The organism is Citrobacter sp. C1 (assembly GCF_014596895.2).
GTDB classification, from domain to species: Bacteria; Pseudomonadota; Gammaproteobacteria; order Enterobacterales; family Enterobacteriaceae; genus Citrobacter; species Citrobacter gillenii.
On the sequence record NZ_CP115035.1, the window covers coordinates 4,984,829 to 5,005,375 of the forward strand.

The following is a 20,547-nucleotide window of genomic DNA, read 5'->3' on the forward strand; positions in this document are numbered from 1 at the left end:
CAATCTGTGTGGACACTACAAAGAACGTTTCTTTAAGGTAAGGAGGTGATCCAACCGCAGGTTCCCCTACGGTTACCTTGTTACGACTTCACCCCAGTCATGAATCACAAAGTGGTAAGCGCCCTCCCGAAGGTTAAGCTACCTACTTCTTTTGCAACCCACTCCCATGGTGTGACGGGCGGTGTGTACAAGGCCCGGGAACGTATTCACCGTAGCATTCTGATCTACGATTACTAGCGATTCCGACTTCATGGAGTCGAGTTGCAGACTCCAATCCGGACTACGACATACTTTATGAGGTCCGCTTGCTCTCGCGAGGTCGCTTCTCTTTGTATATGCCATTGTAGCACGTGTGTAGCCCTACTCGTAAGGGCCATGATGACTTGACGTCATCCCCACCTTCCTCCAGTTTATCACTGGCAGTCTCCTTTGAGTTCCCGGCCGAACCGCTGGCAACAAAGGATAAGGGTTGCGCTCGTTGCGGGACTTAACCCAACATTTCACAACACGAGCTGACGACAGCCATGCAGCACCTGTCTCAGAGTTCCCGAAGGCACCAAAGCATCTCTGCTAAGTTCTCTGGATGTCAAGAGTAGGTAAGGTTCTTCGCGTTGCATCGAATTAAACCACATGCTCCACCGCTTGTGCGGGCCCCCGTCAATTCATTTGAGTTTTAACCTTGCGGCCGTACTCCCCAGGCGGTCGACTTAACGCGTTAGCTCCGGAAGCCACTCCTCAAGGGAACAACCTCCAAGTCGACATCGTTTACGGCGTGGACTACCAGGGTATCTAATCCTGTTTGCTCCCCACGCTTTCGCACCTGAGCGTCAGTCTTTGTCCAGGGGGCCGCCTTCGCCACCGGTATTCCTCCAGATCTCTACGCATTTCACCGCTACACCTGGAATTCTACCCCCCTCTACAAGACTCTAGCCTGCCAGTTTCGGATGCAGTTCCCAGGTTGAGCCCGGGGATTTCACATCCGACTTGACAGACCGCCTGCGTGCGCTTTACGCCCAGTAATTCCGATTAACGCTTGCACCCTCCGTATTACCGCGGCTGCTGGCACGGAGTTAGCCGGTGCTTCTTCTGCGAGTAACGTCAATGAATGCGGTTATTAACCACATCCCCTTCCTCCTCGCTGAAAGTACTTTACAACCCGAAGGCCTTCTTCATACACGCGGCATGGCTGCATCAGGCTTGCGCCCATTGTGCAATATTCCCCACTGCTGCCTCCCGTAGGAGTCTGGACCGTGTCTCAGTTCCAGTGTGGCTGGTCATCCTCTCAGACCAGCTAGGGATCGTCGCCTAGGTGAGCCGTTACCCCACCTACTAGCTAATCCCATCTGGGCACATCCGATGGCAAGAGGCCCGAAGGTCCCCCTCTTTGGTCTTGCGACATTATGCGGTATTAGCTACCGTTTCCAGTAGTTATCCCCCTCCATCGGGCAGTTTCCCAGACATTACTCACCCGTCCGCCACTCGTCACCCAAGGAGCAAGCTCCTCTGTGCTACCGTTCGACTTGCATGTGTTAGGCCTGCCGCCAGCGTTCAATCTGAGCCATGATCAAACTCTTCAATTTAAGTTTGATGCTCGTGAATTAAACTTCGTAATGAATTACGTATGTTCACTCAGAGACTTGGTATTCATTTTTCGTCTTGCGACGTTTAAGAATCCGTATCTTCGAGTGCCCACACAGATTGTCTGATAAATTGTTAAAGAGCAGTGCAACGCGGCTTTCGCTCACCGTTGCGAGGTCCCGTATAATACGTTTTCCTCATTCAGAGTCAAGCATTTAATTTCTGCTTTTCTCCGCAGGGTTCTCAGTGGAACCCCGCTGACCCGGCGGCTTGTAATCCGTTGTTCCGTGTCAGTGGAGGCGCATTATAGGGAGTTATTTCAGGCTGACAAGAGGAAATTTAAAATAACTTTCTGAGTGCGCGTTATTTCACCAAAACTGTCTTTAACATGCCATAAAATAAGCAATCTGCCGTTTTTGCAACCGCAATCACACTTCCTGATGGCATACTAATGAATAAGAGAAAGAGTAAGGAAGAACATTCATGCCTTTAAATGCCCAACAGCTAGCCGCACAGAAAAACCTTTCCTATGTTCTGGCCGAAAAGCTGGCTCAGCGAATATTAAAAGGTGAGTACGCGCCAGGCGCCATCCTACCAGGTGAAATAGAACTGGGCAGCCAGTTCGGTGTGAGCCGTACAGCGGTAAGGGAAGCGGTAAAGACATTAACGGCAAAAGGTATGGTATTACCGCGCCCGCGTATTGGTACTCGCGTTATGCCACAAGCAAACTGGAACTTTCTCGATCAGGAACTGCTCACCTGGTGGATGACGGAAGATAATTTCCCTCAGGTCATCAAACATTTTCTGGTGATGCGCATTAGCCTGGAGCCTCAAGCCTGTTTGCTGGCGGCGACTATCGGCACAGCAGAACAAAAAGCACATCTGACTACGTTAATGGAAGAGATGGTCGAGCTGAAAAGGAACTTTAAGCGCGAGCGCTGGATTGAGGTTGATATCGCCTGGCATGAGCACATCTATGAAATGAGTGCGAATCCATTTCTGATCTCCTTTGCCTCGTTATTCCATTCCGTCTACCAGACCTATTTTACCTCTATTACCTATAACGACGTGGTAAAGCTGGATTTGCATCAGGCTATTGTCGATGCCATAGAGGAGAGCGATGGCGATCGCGCCTTCACCGCCTGTCAGGCATTGCTGATAGCTCCTAACGATCTCCCGGATAAATAACATGCCTGAAAAGAAATCGCGCAGTATGGCCGGACTGCCATGGATCGCAGCCATGGCCTTTTTTATGCAGGCATTAGACGCCACCATCCTTAATACTGCGTTACCCGCCATCGCGCACAGCCTCAACCGCTCCCCACTCGCCATGCAGTCTGCCATTATCAGCTACACCCTGACGGTAGCGATGTTGATCCCGGTAAGTGGCTGGCTGGCTGACCGCTTCGGCACCCGACGTATCTTTATGATTGCCGTGAGTCTGTTTACCCTGGGTTCACTTGCCTGTGCACTCTCCGGCTCTTTAACCCAACTGGTTATTTTCCGCGTGATACAAGGCATTGGTGGCGCAATGATGATGCCGGTTGCCCGCCTGGCGCTATTACGCGCCTACCCGCGCAGTGAGCTGCTCCCGGTCCTTAACTTCGTGACTATGCCGGGACTGGTGGGACCCATTTTAGGTCCGGTCCTGGGCGGAGTACTGGTCACGTGGGCCAGCTGGCATTGGATCTTCTTGATTAATATTCCGATTGGCATCGCCGGCATCTTCTACGCCCGCAAATATATGCCTAACTTCACGACGCCGCGCCGCCGTTTTGATATGACTGGCTTCTTTCTCTTTGGTCTGAGTCTGGTACTGTTCTCCAGCGGCGTGGAGTTGTTCGGTGAAAAGCTTGTCGCCAGTTGGGTCGCCCTCAGCATTATTCTTGGTAGTATTTTGCTACTGCTCGCTTACATCCGCCACGCGCGCCGCCATCCCACACCGTTAATTTCTCTACCAATCTTTAAGACCCGCACCTTCTCGGTCGGTATCGCGGGAAACCTTGCCACACGTCTGGGAACGGGGTGTGTCCCTTTCTTAATGCCGCTGATGTTGCAGGTAGGCTTTGGCTACCCGGCGCTAATAGCCGGTTGCATGATGGCGCCGACGGCGCTGGGATCTATTCTGGCGAAATCGATGGTGACGCAGGTTCTGCGTCGTCTTGGCTACCGCACCACGCTGGTCGGCGTCACGGTATTTATCGGCCTGATGATTGCGCAGTTCTCTTTGCAATCTCCCGCGATGCCAGTCTGGATGCTGATCCTGCCGCTGTTCATTTTAGGTATGGGAATGTCCACCCAGTTTACTTCAATGAATACCATTACCCTTGCGGATCTAACCGATGATAATGCCAGTAGTGGCAACAGCGTGTTAGCCGTCACGCAGCAGCTGTCGATCAGCTTAGGGGTAGCGATTAGCGCCGCCGTACTGCGTGTCTATGAAGGCATGGAAGGAACCAATACGGTAGAACAGTTCCACTATACCTTTATTACGATGGGCGCGATTACGGTGATATCAGCGCTGATGTTCATGCTGCTAAAAGCCAAAGATGGCCGCAACCTGATCAATGATCGGCATAAGTCTAAACCGACCCCCGCACCATCAGAACAGGAGTAAGCTGCAGGCGCTGTTGCTGTAAAGCGGGCTGCGCCATGCGGTGGATTAATACGTCGATGGCCAGCTCACCCAGTTCATCTTTCGGTTGGTGGATAGTGGTGAGCGGTGGCGTCATGTAGCGCGCCAGTTCGATATCATCATAGCCCACGACCGCCATATCCTGCGGAATGCGCAATCCTGACTGATACAGAGCCTGATACGCCCCCACAGCCATTGCATCATTGCCCGCAAAAACGGCCTGTGGTCGCTGGTTATGTGACAACAGCGTTTGCATGGCTTCAAACCCACCGCCGAACTCAAAATCACCGGTGATCTCATAGCCCTGAGGAATATCCAGCCCTGCACGCTTCATCGCTTCCCGGTATCCCTCCAGCCGCAAACGTGCCGGCGTTTTATCCAGTGGACCGGTAATACAAGCTATACGCGTAAAACCCTTATCAATGAGATGCTGAGTTGCCAGATCGCCACCCAGTAGGGAATTGTCCTGAATCAGGTCACTTTCCCCTTCAAAGGGTGACCAGTCCATCATCACGGTGGGAATAGAAGGGTAGCGCTGCATGATCTCCATGGAAGGCTGATGGGTTTCGGTGCAGAGCAGCAGTAAGCCGTCCACCCGCTTTTGCATCAGCGTCTCCAGATTACGATTCATGCGCTGTTCATCGCCTTCGGTGTTGCACAAAACCAGACTGTAGCCGCGCTCAAAACAGCTGCGCTCAACGCCGCGTACCAGTTCTGAATAGAAGGGGTTGGTACTGGCTGTGATTAACATGCCAATGGTGCGAGTCTGATTCAACTTGAGGCTACGCGCCAGCGCGGAAGGCGCGTAGTTAAGCTCTTTAATCGCAGCGTCAACTTTGCCGGTGATAGCCTCGCTGACAAAGCGATCTTTATTAATGACGTGAGAAACCGTCGACGTGGAAACACCCGCCAGGCGGGCAACGTCCTTCATTGTAGCCAAGCGTTACCTCTGCTGACCTAAAAACGCCTCAATTTCTTCGCGCCACGGAACGGAAGGTTGTGCACCTTTACGCGTTACCGCAATCGCCGCGGCCGCATGCGCAAAGCGAATCGCCTCAGGCAACGGTGTCTCTTCCAGTAACGCGGTAATTAACGCACCGTTAAAGGTATCACCGGCAGCGATGGTATCAACGGCGTCCACTTTAAAACCAGGAACACGATGACCTTCACCGTTTACGCTAGCCCACACACCACGACTTCCTAAGGTAATCAGTACGGTGTGAATTCCCTTTGCGTGCAGCGCCAGCGCTGCTTTAGCGGCATCTTCATCGTTTTCTACCCGGATCCCGGTCAGCTTTTCAGCTTCCGTTTCATTCGGGGTAATGATATCCACCAGCGACAGCAGTTCGTCAGGGAGTTCACGAGCCGGAGCCGGATTAAGCGCGACCGTCGTATTATGTCGACGCGCAATTTTTGCCGCAGCCAGTACGCTTTCAATGGGCGACTCTAACTGCATCAGTAAGGCCGAGGCCTGCGCAATACGGTCATGTTGAGCTTCCACTAACGCAGGAGAAAGTGCGGCATTCGCCCCGGCATGAATAGCGATAACGTTCTCGCCTTCCGCGTTAACAAAAATCAGCGCCACGCCGGTCGCTTCGCCAGAAATCACGCTAACAGGCGCAATATCGATGTTATCGCTGGCTAATTGTTTACGTACACGCTCACCAATATCGTCATCTCCTGTACAGGCAATGAAGGCGATATTCGCACCACTACGACCCGCAGCAACCGCCTGGTTCGCGCCTTTTCCGCCAAATGCGACCTGATAGTGGCTACCGGTTACGGTTTCGCCAGGTGTCGGAAAAGAGTTAAGGTTAAGGATGTGATCGGCATTAATGCTGCCAAGTACAACGAGGTTGCCTGCGGTTTTCATGTTCGGAATTCCAAGTCAAAGTGCGCCACCGGGTTAGGGTGGCGCGTGCCCTGCTTTTCTTTTTACGCTTTCATCTTCAACGCTCTGAGGATGGCGTATTTATGTCGCCATCAGGTCGCGAGCGGCCTGAATCGCTATTACTGCTTGATGACCAGCTTCAGGTCAACCGGATATTTAGCCTGAACCTTCTCGCCCTTCAGTACCTTATCCGCAATATCAACGCCTTTCGCGCCAATCTGATCCGGTAACTGAGCGATGGTCGCAGCCAGTTTGCCATCATTTACCGCTTTTTCGCCATCAGGCGTGCCGTCAAATCCAACCACCATCACATCAGATTTACCCGCCGTTTGCAGAGCACGCAGCGCGCCCAGTGCCATTTCATCGTTCTGAGCAAATACGGCCTGCACATCAGGATGCGCGGTCAGCAGGTTCTGCATAACGTTCAGACCTTTGGTACGGTCGAAATCTGCCGGCTGGCTAGCCAGCACGTTAAATTTGTGTGCCGCAACGGCCTGCTGGAAACCTTCGCCACGCTCACGCGCCGCCGATGTTCCGGCAATACCCTGCAGTTCGATAACTTTCGCACCTTCGCCTTCTTTCTTCGCGATGTAGTCACCGGCAATTTTACCGCCCAGCACGTTATCAGACGCAATATGGCTGACAACGTCCCCTTTGGTTGCCTGACGGTCCAGGGTGATCACCGGAATTTTCGCCTGGTTAGCCATCTTCACGGCATTACCCACGGCATCGGAGTCGGTTGGGTTAATCAGCAGAATTTTGGTTCCACGCACGGTTAAGTCCTGAACGTTCGCCAACTCTTTCGCCGGGTTGTTCTGCGAGTCCAGAATCACCAGGTTATAACCTAGCTTATCGGCTTCTTTTTGCGCCCCATCCTTCAGAGAGACAAAGAACGGGTTGTTAAGGGTAGAGACCACCAGCGCAATGGTATCTTTTGCCATCGCATTCGCGCTCACGGTGGCACTCAGCGCAACAGCAGAAACCAGGGTAGCCAGTTTTTTCATGTTCATATTTAAGATGTCCTGTAGTCGTTGTTACTGCTTTTTGTTGTCTACCAGTACCGCCAGCAAAATGACCACTGCTTTAACGATCATCTGGTAATAGGAGGAAACACCTAACAAATTCAAACCATTATTGAGGAAACCGAGAATCAGTGCGCCGATCAGCGTACCAACAATACGTCCTTTACCGCCCGCAAGGCTGGTGCCGCCTAATACCACCGCCGCGATAGCATCCAGCTCATAGCCGGTACCCGCCGTCGGTTGCGCTGAGGAGAGGCGCGCCACTTCGATGATGCCTGCCAGCGATGCCAGCAGCCCACAGAGTGAATAAACGATAATTTTGATCTTATTGACGCTGATACCGGACAGACGCGTTGCCGCTTCGTTACCGCCCAGCGCATAAATATATCGACCCAGACGGGTATGGTGCAGCATGTACCACGCGGCCAGGAAGACAATCCCCATGATCCATACTGGCGTAGGGACGCCTAACGGACGACCAATACCAAACCAGCCAAACAGATCGGCATTATCGGTAAAGCCGGTGTTTACCGGACTGCCGTTGGTGTACACCATGGTGACGCCGCGCAGCAGGAGCATCATCACCAGCGTGGCGATAAACGCCTGCACGCGGCCTTTTGCCACAATAACGCCAGTCACGGCACCAACTGCCGCACCTAACGCCAGCGCAGCGGCAACGGCCACCAACGCGTTGACTTCAAGACCCACAATCGAAGCAGCAACGGCACCGGTAAGCGCCAGTAGCGAACCCACAGACAGATCGATACCCGACGTCAGAATAACCAGCGTCATACCAACGGCCATGATGGCGTTAACCGACGTTTGCTGGAGAATGTTGAACAGGTTATTAACGGTAAAAAAGTTGGGGCTCATGGTGGAAACAATCGCGATCAGCACTAACAGAGCGATGAGCGACTTTTGCTCCAGAAGCCATGCTTTAGTGAAATAACGGCGACCAGAAACAGCCTGGGTAGTCATCTTTTTTACTCCTGATTCACGCGATTAAGCTTGCCCACAGCGGCAGCCATTAATACTTCCTGAGTGGCCTGCTCGCGAGTGAATTCACCGCCGAGATGCCCTTCATGCATGACGATAATGCGATCGCTCATGCCCAATACTTCTGGCATCTCCGAAGAGACCAGAATGATGCTCAGCCCATCAGCCTTAAACTGGTTGATTAGCTGGTAAATCTCTTTTTTAGCCCCAACGTCCACGCCGCGCGTGGGTTCATCGAGGATCAGCACTTTGGGCCGGGTCATCAAACCACGCGCAATCGCCACTTTTTGCTGATTGCCACCGGAGAGCAGGCCGATTGCCTGTTCCATCGAGGGCGTTTTCACATTGAACAGACGGATAAAATCGCCCACCGCCTGCTGCTCATCTTTGTGTTTCAGACTGCCGCCCGTACGGCTGAAGTAACGCAGTGCGGTCAACGACATGTTCTCTTTCACCGACATGCCCAGCACTAAGCCGTCGCGTTTGCGGTCTTCAGAAATATAGACGATGCCGTTGGCCAGCCCATCCTGTTCAGAACGCGTAACCACTTCATGCCCGTCAAGCGTGACGTAACCACTGGTGCGCGGCAGCGCGCCGTATAGCACTTTCATCAATTCAGTACGTCCGGCACCCATCAGACCCGACACGCCAAGGATCTCACCTTTACGCAGCGTGAATGACACATCATGCACTCCAGGGCCGCACAAGTTATCGACCTTCAGGCGCACATCGCCAGGCGCTTTATCCAGCCGCGGGTACTGATCTTCCAGCTTACGTCCCACCATCATTTCAATGAGTGAATCTTCGGTCAGTGAGGCCACTTCACGTTCGGCAATAAACTGCCCATCGCGGAACACCGTCACATCATCACAAATTTCGAAAATCTCTTTCATGCGGTGAGAAATATAGACAATGCCGCGTCCCTGAGATTTCAGTTCACGGATCACGCGGAACAGGGATTCGGTTTCGGTATCCGTCAACGCATCCGTCGGTTCATCCATAATGATGACCCGGGATTCAAAGCTCAGCACTTTGGCGATTTCAACCATCTGCTGATCGCCAATCGATAGCTCACCGACCAGCTTGTCGCTTTTAAAACGCAGATTAAGTTTAGCCAGCAACTGGTCTGCTTCGGCATACATCTTCTTCCAGTCGATTTTGCCAAAGCGATTCACAAACTCACGGCCGAGGAAAATGTTCTCGGCGATGGTGAGTTGCGGGATCAGGTTCAGTTCCTGGTGAATGATGCCGATCCCTGCTTCCTGAGAGGATTTAGGACCGTTAAAGGTGGTTTCTTTCCCCAGCCACAATAACGAACCGGCATCACGAGTGTAGATACCGGTCAGGACTTTCATCATGGTGGATTTGCCCGCGCCGTTTTCGCCCACCAGCGCCATAACGCGGCCGGAGTAAACATTCAACGCGGCGCCGGATAGCGCTTTAACGCCCGGGAACGCTTTATCGATCCCTTTGAGTTGCAGTAGTGCGTTCATGATGGCCTCAGAACGTGACGCCAGCACAAAGAATGATATTCGCATACGGAGAACATTCTCCGCTGCGAATTACCGCCTGACTGTCTGCGGTTTGTTTTTTGAATTGTTCATGCGTGGTGTAACGAATTTCTATGGTATTTCCCTGGTGTTGTTGCAGTTGCTCAATGTGGCTGAGCAACGTTTCGTGGAGTTGCGGATTATGTTGTTTGATTTCCGTCGCGAGAATGGCCGACTCGACCTGCATTTCACGCGTGACCACGTCCAGTACCTGCATAAAAGAAGGTACGCCCTGGGTTAATGCCATATCGATACGCGTAGTACTATTTGGGATGGGTAAACCCGCATCACACACCACCAGCGTATCGGTATGCCCCAGACGGGAGATCACCGATGAAATTTCAGAGTTGAGTACCGTGCCTTTCTTCATTTTCTTTCCCCACTAGCGAAACGTTTCGCTGGTGATAAGTTTAGTCTGAAGAATGCACATAAAACCACCATGACGTTACGAAAATGTGATCGTCATCGAAACGTTTCGCAAGCCGTATCATCAGAAGAAAGGAAAATGTGAGGGGGAAAACAAAACGCCCCCTTTCATGAAGAAAGAGGGCGTCGGTAACGTTAAATCTCGACCTGCGTCCCGAGCTCAATCACCCGGTTAGGTGGGATCTCAAACTGGTCCGGTGCACGTAGCGCATTGCGCTGCAACAGCAGATACAATTTGCCGCGCAGGCGTAAATACCACGGACGTTTGCCGACAATCAACGACTCGTGCGACATGAAGAACGAGGTTTCCATCATCCGACAGCTTAGGCCTTCCAGCCCGCAGCGATGGAACACTTCCTCTACGTTTGGTGTTTCGCGCCAGCCGTAGCTGGCCACCACGCGCCAGAAGGTCGGCGACAGCTGCTCAATTTGCACCCTACGCACATTATGAACATACGGTGCATCTTCTGTACGCAGCGTCAGCAGGATCACGCGTTCATGCAGCACCTTGTTATGTTTGAGGTTATGCATAAGCGCAAACGGGATGACATTCATGGCACGGGACATATACACCGCTGTGCCTGGCACCCGTACCGGCGGCGATTTCTCCAGAGAAGCAATCATCGCCTCCAGAGAATTACCGTGTTCATGCATACGACGCAGCAGACGGAAGCGCTCGCTTTTCCAGGTGGTCATGATGGTGAACATCACCAGACCCAGCGTCAGCGGCAGCCAACCACCAGAAATCAGCTTATCAAGGTTCGCGGAGAACAGCGGGATATCAATGCACAGGAAGGCCACCAGAATCAGGAACACAAAGTATTTATTCCAGTGCCAGTTTTTGCGCGCCACGGTTGTCGACAGAATAGACGTCAGCACCATCGTCCCCGTTACCGCAATACCGTACGCGGCGGCCAGGTTACTGGAGTGCTCAAAGCTGACGATCACAATCACCACGGCGATGTACAGCATCCAGTTGACGAACGGAATATAGATTTGCCCTGACTCCATCTCTGAAGTATGGATGATACGCATCGGCGACAGATATCCCAGACGTACCGCCTGCCGCGTCAATGAGAATACGCCAGAGATCACCGCCTGCGAGGCAATAACCGTGGCCAGCGCGGCAAGGATCAGCAGGGGAATCAACGCCCAGTCCGGTGCCAGCAGGAAGAACGGGTTTTTGATCGCTTCCGGATGTTTTAACAGCAATGCACCCTGGCCAAAATAGTTCAGCACCAGCGAAGGTAACACTACAGAGAACCACGCCAGGCGAATGGGGAACTTACCAAAGTGGCCCATATCCGCGTACAGCGCTTCAACGCCGGTGATCGACAGCACCACCGCGCCCAGCGCAATAAACGACAGCGTTTTATATTCGAGGAAGAAATGCACCGCCCACATTGGGTTTAACGCCTGCAGCACTTCCGGGTTAGCAATAATGCTACGTACGCCCAACACCGCCAGCACCAGGAACCAAACCAGCATAATAGGTGCAAAAAGCTTACCCACGGTACCAGTACCGTGCTTTTGAATCATAAACAGCAGTGTCAGGACAATAATAGAGAGCGGAACAATCCAGGTATCCAGTTGCGGTGCCACGATCTCCAGACCTTCGATCGCCGACATCACCGAAATGGCCGGCGTAATCACCACCTCACCATAGAAGAAGCTGCCGCCTATCAACCCCATAATGACCAGCATTGAGGTCGTTCGCGCCGACGTATTACGCCCGGCCAGTGACATTAGCGTCAAGATCCCGCCTTCTCCGGCGTTATCCGCACGCATGACAAACGTCAGGTACTTGATGGAGACAACAAAGATCAGCAGCCAGAAAATCAGCGAGAGAAAACCAAACACGGCATCACGTTCAACGCCAAAACCGAACTGCCCAGACAAACATTCACGGAGTGTATAAAGTGGGCTGGTACCAATATCACCGTAGACAACCCCAATCGCTGCAAGGGTAATCGCAGACAATGATTGCTTATTATCAGTGCTCATAGACTCGTCTTTCGTTTATACACGTCATTCTTCAGGCCGCTTCCATTGGCTTCACTCGTTATTCCGCCCATCCCAGGAGATAACTCATTTACCGTCTTCGTGCAGCTTGATTGATTTGGTGTATATATAAGAAATGTGTGCGTAGTCCCTTGGCCCACAAAAAGGCGCACAGTATGCACGATTAATCGCAAAATCGTACCCCTAAATGAGACCAGATTAATCTGGCTCAAAGAAAAATAAGCGCACCTTCAGTCTATTACTGCACTGGTGTGAAGCATCTATACTCGCAGTTTACGCAGTACATTTGGCGAAAGGACGCCACTTCATTATGGCTCACCCACATTTATTAGCGGAAAGAATTTCCCGTCTGAGCAATGCGCTGGAAAAGGGACTCTATGAACGTAGCCACGCCATTCGTCTGTGCCTGCTGGCGGCGCTTAGCGGTGAGAGTGTGTTCTTACTCGGCCCGCCAGGGATCGCAAAAAGCTTAATTGCACGTCGGCTGAAGTTTGCGTTTAAAAATGCGCGCGCTTTCGAATATTTGATGACGCGCTTCTCCACGCCAGAAGAAGTCTTCGGCCCGCTATCTATTCAGGCCCTGAAAGATGAAGGGCGCTATGAGCGCTTAACGGCGGGTTATCTTCCCGAAGCTGAAATCGTTTTTCTGGATGAAATCTGGAAGGCGGGCCCGGCCATCCTCAACACCCTGCTGACAGCCATTAACGAACGCCACTTCCGCAACGGCGCGTTTGAGGAAAAAATCCCGATGCGTCTGCTGGTGGCGGCCTCCAACGAACTGCCTGAAGCAGACAGCAGCCTGGAAGCACTGTACGACCGTATGCTAATTCGCCTGTGGCTGGACAAGGTGCAGGACAAGGCCAACTTCCGCTCCATGTTGTTAAGCCAGCAGGATGAAAGCGACAACCCTGTTCCGGCAACGTTACAGGTGACCGATGAAGAGTATTACCAGTGGCAAAAAGATATCGGCACCATCACGCTTCCCGATCGCGTCTTTGAGTTGGTCTATACGCTGCGCCAGCAGTTGGATGCACTACCGAACGCTCCTTACGTCTCTGACCGTCGCTGGAAAAAAGCGATCCGCCTGTTGCAGGCCAGCGCCTTCTTTAGCGGACGTGATGCGGTTGCGCCTATCGATCTTATCCTGTTGAAAGATTGCCTGTGGTACGACGCACAAAGCCTGAATCTGATGCAGCAGCAGATTGAAATATTGATGACCGGACACGCCTGGCAGCAGCAATCAATGCTAACGCGCCTCGGCGCGATTGTGCAGCGCCGCCTCCAGTTACAGCAGCAACAGAGCGATAAAACCGCCTTTACCGTTATTCGCCAGGGTGGGATGTTCAGCCGTCGTCCACATTATGATTTACCTGCAGACGTTAATACGGCGGTAGTGACGTTGCTGCTACAAAAGCCTTTAAAACTGCATGATATGGACGTTATCCATATTGCGTTTGAGCGTAGCGCGCTGGAGCAGTGGCTGACCAAAGGCAGTGAGATCCGCGGCAAGCTAAACGGCATAGGCTTTGCCCAGACGCTGAATATGGAAGTCGACAGCGACCAGCACCTGGTCGTGCGCGACGTCAGCTTACAAGGCTCCCGCCTGGCCCTTCCGGGTTCATCGAAAGAGAATATGCCCAGCGAGATAAAAGAGCAGCTTGAGGCGCTTGATACCGAGTGGCACCAGCAGCACCGCGGGTTTAGCGAACAGCAAAAATGTCTGTTTATCCATAGCGACTGGTTAGGCCGGATTGAAGCCAGCCTGCAGGACGTTGGCGAGCAGATCCGCCAGGCACAGCAATGCTGACGCTTGATACGCTGAATATCATGCTGGCGGTAAGCGAAGAGGGGATGATCGAAGAGATGATCCTCGCGCTGCTGGCCTCCCCACAGCTGGCGGTTTTTTTTGAAAAATTCCCCCGGCTAAAAAAGGCGATAGCCAACGATCTTCCCCGCTGGCGCGAGGCATTACGCAACCGTCTGAAAGATACCCGCGTACCGCCGGAACTGACGGAAGAAGTGATGTGCTACCAGCAAAGTCAGCTCCTTTCCACCCCGCAGTTTATCGTCCAGTTACCGCAAATATTAACGCTACTGCACCGGTTACATTCCCCCTATGCCGGGCAAGCCCAACAATTGGTTGATGGCAACAGTACATTCACTCCCGCGCTGCACACGCTGTTTTTACAACGCTGGCGTTTAAGCCTGGTGATTCAAACCACCACGCTGAATCACCAGTTGCTGGAAGAAGAACGCGAACAGTTGCTCAGTGAAGTTCAGGAACGTATGACGCTGAGCGGACAGCTGGATCCGGTGCTGGCGGAAAACGACACCGCCGCAGGCCGTTTATGGGACATGAGCGCAGGTCAAATCAAGCGCGGCGATTACCAGTTGATCGTGAAGTACGGTGATTTCCTAACGCAGCAGCCCGAACTCCAACGCTTAGCCGAACAGTTGGGACGCTCCCGGGAAGCCAAATCGGTTCCGCGGAAAGATGCGCCAATGGAAACCTTTCGCACGCTGGTACGCGAACCCGCCACCGTCCCGGAGCAGGTTGATGGCATCCAACAAAGCGACGATATTCTGCGTTTACTCCCTCCGGAGCTGGCGACCCTTGGCATCACCGAACTGGAATATGAGTTCTATCGGCGGCTAGTGGAAAAACAGCTGCTGACATACCGCCTGCATGGCGAAGCCTGGCGTGAAAAAGTCACCGAGCGCCCGGTCGTGCATCAGGATTTTGACGAGCAGCCTCGCGGACCATTTATTGTCTGCGTGGATACGTCGGGTTCAATGGGAGGATTTAATGAGCAGTGCGCGAAAGCCTTTTGTCTGGCGCTAATGCGCGTGGCCCTTGCCGATAACCGCCGCTGCTACATCATGTTATTTTCGACTGAAGTTGTGCGCTACGAACTGTCTGGTCCACAGGGCATTGAGCAGGCGATCCGTTTCTTAAGCCAGCGTTTTCGCGGCGGTACGGATATTGCCAGCTGTTTTCGCGCCATTATTGAAAGGATGCAGGGACGGGAGTGGTTTGATGCTGACGCGGTCGTGATTTCGGATTTTATCGCTCAGCGATTGCCTGATGAAGTAGTGAGTAAAGTTGGGGAGTTACAGCGGGTGCATCAACACCGTTTTCATGCGGTTGCGATGTCAGCCCATGGCAAACCCGGCATCATGCGCATTTTCGATCATATCTGGCGCTTTGATACCGGGATGCGAAGCCGCCTGCTCAGACGCTGGCAGCGTTAATACTTACAGCAGGGAGTCGACGCTTTCACGGACCTGCGCCGGCCATACGCCGCACTGTACCTGACCAATATGCGGCAACTGCAGCAACAACATGGTCAAACGTGACTGACCAATACCGCCGCCAATGGTCTGCGGCATTTCGCCACGCAGCAGCGCCTGGTGCCATTCCAGACTCAGGCGATCTTCGTCGCCCGTCAGGGAAAGCTGGTGTTTCAACGCATCGGCATCCACACGGATCCCCATGGAAGACAGTTCAAACGCATCTTCAAGAACCGGGTTCCAGACCAGAATATCGCCGTTCAGACCGGCGTAACCCAGCTCGGAAGCCGAACTCCAGTCATCATAATCCGGCGCACGTACGTCATGACGATGACCATCGCTGAGCTTGCCGCCGATCCCCACCAAGAATACCGCACCCAGATCTTTCGCGATGGCGCGTTCACGCCCTTTGGCATCAAGATCCGGATAACGCGCTAACAGCTCCTGGCTGTGAACAAAATGGATCTGCTCTGGCAGGAACGGTGCCAGACCAAATTCTTTGCTTACCGCCGCTTCGGTCGCCTTAATTCCCGCCCAGATAGCCTCTACCGTGCTTTTCAGGGTGGAGAATTGACGCTCACCATCGCCCATAACGCGCTCCCAGTCCCACTGGTCCACATAGACCGAGTGAAGCGGGGAGAGACGGTCTTCATCTGGGCGCAGGGCTTTCATGTGCGTGTACAGCCCCTCACCCGCGCTGAAGTCGTGTTGTCCCAGCGTTTGACGCTTCCACTTCGCCAGTGAATGCACCACTTCGAACTGGGCGTCTGGCAAAGCTTTCACTTTCACCTGCACCGCTTTTTCACAGCCCGACAAGTTATCCTGCGTGCCATCTCCTACACGGCTCAGGATCGGTGCCTGGACTTCAATCAGCCCCAGACGCTCTTCCAGTTGGCGAGAAAAGTGAGATTTCACGAAGCTAATTTGACGTTGTTTGGCAATGTAAGCGGTTTTCATTATGTTTACTCCTGTGTCCTGTTGCCTATGATTAAGCAACAGAATGCGGTCAATATTCAATAATCAACAAACAAAAAGCCTCATTAGATTTTAATTCGTTAAAATAAACCGCTAAAATAGAGAGAATCATCAATCTACATAAGAAAAACCTATGGAAAATTATCAGATCGACAATCTGGACCGCGGCATTCTCGACGCCCTAATGGAAAATGCCCGTACAGCCTACGCTGAACTGGCTAAACAGTTTGGTGTCAGCCCGGGGACGATCCACGTGCGCGTAGAGAAGATGAAACAGGCTGGGATCATTACCGGGGCGCGCATTGACGTCAGCCCCAAACAGTTGGGCTATGACGTTGGCTGTTTTATCGGCATCATCCTGAAAAGCGCGAAAGACTATCCGTCCGCACTGGCCAGACTGGAAAGCCTTGATGAAGTAACCGAAGCGTATTACACCACCGGGCACTACAGCATCTTTATTAAGGTCATGTGCCGATCCATCGACGCCTTACAGCAGGTACTTATCAACAAGATCCAAACAATCGATGAAATTCAGTCCACTGAAACCTTGATCGTCCTGCAGAACCCGATTATGCGTACTATTCGTCCATAATCGTTTTTTTTAATCCCCTATTTTTCCACAGGTAGATCCCAGCTCGCTCACAGCGTACAATACGCACTCTTTATAGAGGTGGGCGAGCATGGCAGACATTACTCTTATCAGCGGCAGTACCCTTGGCGGTGCTGAATACGTTGCAGAACATCTGGCTGAAAAGCTGGAGGATGCAGGTTTTTCAACCGAAACCTTGCACGGCCCGCAGGTCGAGGAGCTTTCAAGCTGTGGCATTTGGCTGGTGATCAGCTCAACTCACGGTGCGGGAGACATTCCGGACAACCTGCTTACCTTCTATAACGATCTTCAGTCTCAGAAACCCGACCTTTCGCAGGTTCGTTTTGGTGCAATTGGCATTGGCAGTCGCGAATATGACACCTTCTGTGGCGCGATCGATAAATTACAGACTGAACTGACCGCGTCTGGTGCAAAACAGATAGGCGAAACACTCAAGATCAACGTCCTCGAACACGACATTCCGGAAGATCCAGCAGAAGTTTGGCTCGGATCCTGGATTAATTTACTCAAAAACGTGTAAAGATCGTGCGATCGAGTGTGGATAACTCTGGTAGTAAGCTTGGATCAACCGGTAGTTATCCAAAGAACAACCGTTGTTCAGTTTTTGAGTTGTGTATAACCCTTCATTTTGATCCCAGCTTATACGGACCAGGATCACCGATCATTCACAGTTAATGATCCTCAGCAACGTGTTGATCTTATTCAGAGGATCGCCCTTATCCACAGAACATCGCGATCCTAATAAGAGATCACAATAAAACAGATCTCTAAATAAAAAGATCTTCTTTTTAATACCCAGGATCCAAGGTCTTTCTCGATCGACTAAAGTTGAGTAGAATCCACGGCCCGGGCTTCAATCCATTTTCACACCGCGTTATGCGAGGCAATTACCATGTTTTATCAGGATCCTTTTGACGTCATCATCATTGGCGGGGGTCATGCAGGCACCGAGGCCGCGATGGCCGCGGCGCGAATGGGTCAACAGACCCTGCTGTTGACACACAATATCGACACTCTGGGACAGATGAGCTGCAACCCGGCGATCGGCGGTATTGGGAAAGGACACCTGGTAAAAGAAGTGGATGCGCTCGGTGGGCTGATGGCCAAAGCGATCGACCATGCAGGCATTCAGTTTAGGATACTAAACGCGAGCAAAGGGCCGGCGGTGCGCGCCACCCGTGCTCAGGCAGACCGCGTGCTGTATCGCCAGGCCGTTCGTACTGCTCTGGAGAATCAGCCAAACCTGATGATCTTCCAACAGGCGGTTGAAGATCTGATTGTGGAAAACGATCGTGTTGTCGGGGCAGTGACCCAAATGGGACTGAAGTTCCGTGCCAAAGCCGTGGTCTTAACGGTCGGAACCTTCCTCGACGGTAAAATTCATATCGGTCTGGACAACTACAGCGGTGGCCGTGCAGGCGATCCGCCGTCTATTCCGCTGTCACGCCGCCTGCGCGAACTGCCGCTACGCGTCAGCCGCCTGAAAACAGGTACACCACCGCGAATTGATGCGCGTACTATCGATTTCAGCGTGCTGGGTCAGCAGAACAGCGATAACCCCATGCCGGTCTTCTCGTTCCTTGGCGACGTCTCTCAACACCCGCGCCAGATGCCGTGTTATATCACGTATACCAACGAGAAAACCCATGACGTGATCCGCAATAACCTCGATCGTAGCCCGATGTATGCTGGCGTGATCGAAGGGATCGGCCCACGCTACTGCCCGTCGATCGAAGACAAAGTGATGCGCTTTGCCGACAGGAACCAGCATCAGATTTTCCTCGAGCCGGAAGGACTGACGTCCAACGAAATTTACCCGAACGGTATCTCCACCAGCCTACCGTTTGATGTGCAAATGCAAATTGTCCGCTCAATGCAGGGGATGGAAAACGCCCGAATCGTCCGCCCTGGCTACGCGATTGAGTATGATTTCTTCGATCCGCGCGACCTAAAACCGACTCTGGAAAGCAAATTTATTCAGGGCCTGTTCTTTGCCGGACAAATCAACGGTACAACGGGTTACGAAGAAGCCGCTGCGCAAGGTTTACTTGCGGGCCTCAACGCTGCTCGCCTGTCAGCCGACAAAGAAGGCTGGGCGCCTGCGCGTTCTCAGGCCTATCTCGGCGTGCTGGTGGACGATCTCTGCACGCTGGGTACCAAAGAACCGTACCGCATGTTTACCTCACGAGCGGAATACCGTTTGATGCTGCGTGAGGACAATGCCGATCTCCGTCTGACCGAAAAAGGACGCGAGCTGGGTCTGGTGGATGATGCACGCTGGGCGCGCTTCAATGAAAAACTGGAGCGCATTGAACAAGAACGTCAGCGTCTGAAATCGACCTGGGTGAACCCATTAGCCGAGACTGCAGCAGAAGTGAACGCTTACCTGGCTACCCCGTTGTCACGTGAGGCCAGCGGTGAAGATCTCCTGCGTCGCCCGGACGTGACCTACGCGCAACTGACGTCGTTGTCAGCGTTTGCACCAGGCCTTGACGATGCTCAGGCCGCTGAACAGGTTGAGATTCAAGTTAAGTACGAAGGCTATATCGCTCGCCAGCAGGACGAGATCGAAAGACACCAGCGTAATGAAAACACCCTGTTGCCTGCGACCCTGGATTATCGCCAGGTATCCGGCTTGTCGAATGAAGTCATTGCCAAGCTGAACGATCACAAACCGGTGTCTATCGGTCAGGCATCGCGCATATCTGGCGTTACGCCTGCCGCCATCTCCATTTTGCTGGTATGGCTGAAAAAACAAGGTATGCTGCGCCGCAGCGCTTAATGACACACTATTTTGGCGGGGGCGCTTTGCTTGCCCGCCCTACAAATTTGTAGGCCCGGTCAGCGTTAGTGCCATCGGGCAAATTATCATCAACAGGTAACGACCGTGCTCAACAAACTCTCTCGTCTGCTGGCCGATGCCGGTATATCTCTTACCGATCACCAGAAAAATCAGCTGATAGCGTATGTCGATATGCTGCATAAATGGAACAAAGCGTACAACCTGACGTCGGTGCGTGATCCCAACGACATGCTGGTACGTCATATTCTGGACAGCATTGTCGTTGCGCCACATCTGCAGGGAGAACGTTTTATTGACGTTGGTACGGGTCCTGGGCTGCCGGGTATTCCGCTCTCCATTGTACGTCCAGATGCGCATTTCACTCTGTTAGACAGTTTGGGGAAACGCGTACGCTTCTTGCGTCAGGTGCAGCATGAACTCAAGCTGGAAAACATCACCCCGGTACAAAGTCGGGTTGAGGATTTTCCTTCGGAACCGCCTTTTGATGGCGTGATCAGCCGCGCTTTCGCTTCGCTGAACGATATGGTGACCTGGTGCCATCATTTACCGGGTCAAAACGGACGCTTTTACGCGTTGAAGGGGCAGTTGCCTGAGGATGAAATTGCCTCTTTGCCTGCTGAGTTCAGCGTCGAGTCGGTTGAAAAATTACGCGTTCCACAACTGGATGGCGAACGTCATCTGGTGGTGATTAAGCCAAACAAAATTTAATATTTGTCAAAAAAAATAGAAATAAAACGGTGCGTCAGGC

At 52.6% G+C, this 20,547-nt stretch carries 16 protein-coding genes and 1 rRNA gene; 8 read left to right on the forward strand and 9 right to left on the reverse strand.

The features are described 5' to 3' along the window. Positions 1-38 precede the first annotated feature (38 nt). Positions 39-1,580, reverse strand: a 16S ribosomal RNA gene (locus IB214_RS23835). Between the two features lie 481 nt (positions 1,581-2,061). Between IB214_RS23835 and IB214_RS23840 the strand changes: the two genes are divergently transcribed. Both IB214_RS23840 and mdtD read left to right on the forward strand, forming a co-directional pair. Beyond that, complete coding sequence (locus IB214_RS23840; RefSeq protein ID WP_096758963.1) at positions 2,062-2,766, forward strand: FadR/GntR family transcriptional regulator; 705 nt, start codon at positions 2,062-2,064, stop codon at positions 2,764-2,766. A gap of 1 nt (position 2,767) precedes the next feature. Then, entirely contained in the window at positions 2,768-4,195 is a 1,428-nt protein-coding gene (gene mdtD, locus IB214_RS23845) for a multidrug transporter subunit MdtD (RefSeq protein WP_096758964.1), read from the forward strand. On the opposite strand, the gene rbsR is transcribed toward mdtD, so the two are convergent. The 7 genes from rbsR to kup form a co-directional block, all read right to left on the reverse strand. Beyond that, positions 4,161-5,153, reverse strand: coding sequence for a ribose operon transcriptional repressor RbsR (gene rbsR, locus IB214_RS23850; RefSeq protein WP_096758965.1), 993 nt, complete (start codon positions 5,151-5,153; stop codon positions 4,161-4,163). The two genes, mdtD and rbsR, sit on opposite strands and share 35 nt — an antisense overlap. Positions 5,154-5,156: 3 nt before the next feature. After that, on the reverse strand, positions 5,157-6,086 hold the full coding sequence (gene rbsK / locus IB214_RS23855) for a ribokinase (RefSeq protein WP_115259866.1): 930 nt from the start codon (positions 6,084-6,086) through the stop codon (positions 5,157-5,159). 137 nt (positions 6,087-6,223) lie between these two features. Beyond that, positions 6,224-7,114, reverse strand: coding sequence for a ribose ABC transporter substrate-binding protein RbsB (gene rbsB, locus IB214_RS23860; protein WP_117342611.1), 891 nt, complete (start codon positions 7,112-7,114; stop codon positions 6,224-6,226). Between the two features lie 24 nt (positions 7,115-7,138). Next, a complete protein-coding gene (rbsC, locus tag IB214_RS23865) occupies positions 7,139-8,104 on the reverse strand; it encodes a ribose ABC transporter permease (RefSeq protein ID WP_096758968.1) in 966 nt (321 codons plus the stop codon). Between the two features lie 5 nt (positions 8,105-8,109). Continuing rightward, positions 8,110-9,615, reverse strand: coding sequence for a ribose ABC transporter ATP-binding protein RbsA (gene rbsA, locus IB214_RS23870; protein ID WP_117342619.1), 1,506 nt, complete (start codon positions 9,613-9,615; stop codon positions 8,110-8,112). Between the two features lie 7 nt (positions 9,616-9,622). Continuing rightward, entirely contained in the window at positions 9,623-10,042 is a 420-nt protein-coding gene (gene rbsD / locus IB214_RS23875; protein ID WP_061075803.1) for a D-ribose pyranase, read from the reverse strand. A 191-nt stretch (positions 10,043-10,233) separates the two neighbouring features. Beyond that, positions 10,234-12,102 carry a low affinity potassium transporter Kup gene (gene kup / locus IB214_RS23880; protein ID WP_115259869.1) on the reverse strand — a complete coding sequence of 623 codons (1,869 nt, stop codon included), beginning with the start codon at positions 12,100-12,102 and terminating at the stop codon, positions 10,234-10,236. Positions 12,103-12,430: 328 nt separating this feature from the next. On the opposite strand from kup, the gene ravA reads away from it, so the two are divergent. Both ravA and viaA read left to right on the forward strand, forming a co-directional pair. After that, the gene (gene ravA, locus IB214_RS23885) at positions 12,431-13,927 is read left to right on the forward strand and encodes an ATPase RavA (RefSeq protein WP_096758971.1); all 1,497 of its coding nucleotides are present in this window, start codon (positions 12,431-12,433) and stop codon (positions 13,925-13,927) included. Then, a complete protein-coding gene (gene viaA / locus IB214_RS23890; protein WP_117342610.1) occupies positions 13,921-15,372 on the forward strand; it encodes an ATPase RavA stimulator ViaA in 1,452 nt (483 codons plus the stop codon). Before ravA ends, viaA begins: the two co-directional genes overlap by 7 nt. Positions 15,373-15,375: 3 nt before the next feature. Here the strand turns inward: viaA and asnA are convergent, their stop codons facing one another. Continuing rightward, positions 15,376-16,368 carry an aspartate--ammonia ligase gene (gene asnA, locus IB214_RS23895; protein WP_096758973.1) on the reverse strand — a complete coding sequence of 331 codons (993 nt, stop codon included), beginning with the start codon at positions 16,366-16,368 and terminating at the stop codon, positions 15,376-15,378. Between the two features lie 151 nt (positions 16,369-16,519). Here asnA and asnC point away from each other — a divergent pair, with 151 nt between their 5' ends. From asnC to rsmG, 4 genes are all read left to right on the forward strand, one after another. Continuing rightward, on the forward strand, positions 16,520-16,978 hold the full coding sequence (gene asnC, locus IB214_RS23900) for a transcriptional regulator AsnC (RefSeq protein ID WP_045449013.1): 459 nt from the start codon (positions 16,520-16,522) through the stop codon (positions 16,976-16,978). Positions 16,979-17,066: 88 nt separating this feature from the next. Beyond that, the gene (gene mioC / locus IB214_RS23905; protein ID WP_117342609.1) at positions 17,067-17,516 is read left to right on the forward strand and encodes an FMN-binding protein MioC; all 450 of its coding nucleotides are present in this window, start codon (positions 17,067-17,069) and stop codon (positions 17,514-17,516) included. Between the two features lie 372 nt (positions 17,517-17,888). Then, complete coding sequence (gene mnmG, locus IB214_RS23910; RefSeq protein WP_096758975.1) at positions 17,889-19,778, forward strand: tRNA uridine-5-carboxymethylaminomethyl(34) synthesis enzyme MnmG; 1,890 nt, start codon at positions 17,889-17,891, stop codon at positions 19,776-19,778. Positions 19,779-19,883: 105 nt separating this feature from the next. Beyond that, positions 19,884-20,507, forward strand: coding sequence for a 16S rRNA (guanine(527)-N(7))-methyltransferase RsmG (gene rsmG / locus IB214_RS23915; RefSeq protein WP_115259873.1), 624 nt, complete (start codon positions 19,884-19,886; stop codon positions 20,505-20,507). The last annotated feature ends 40 nt before the right edge of the window (positions 20,508-20,547 follow it).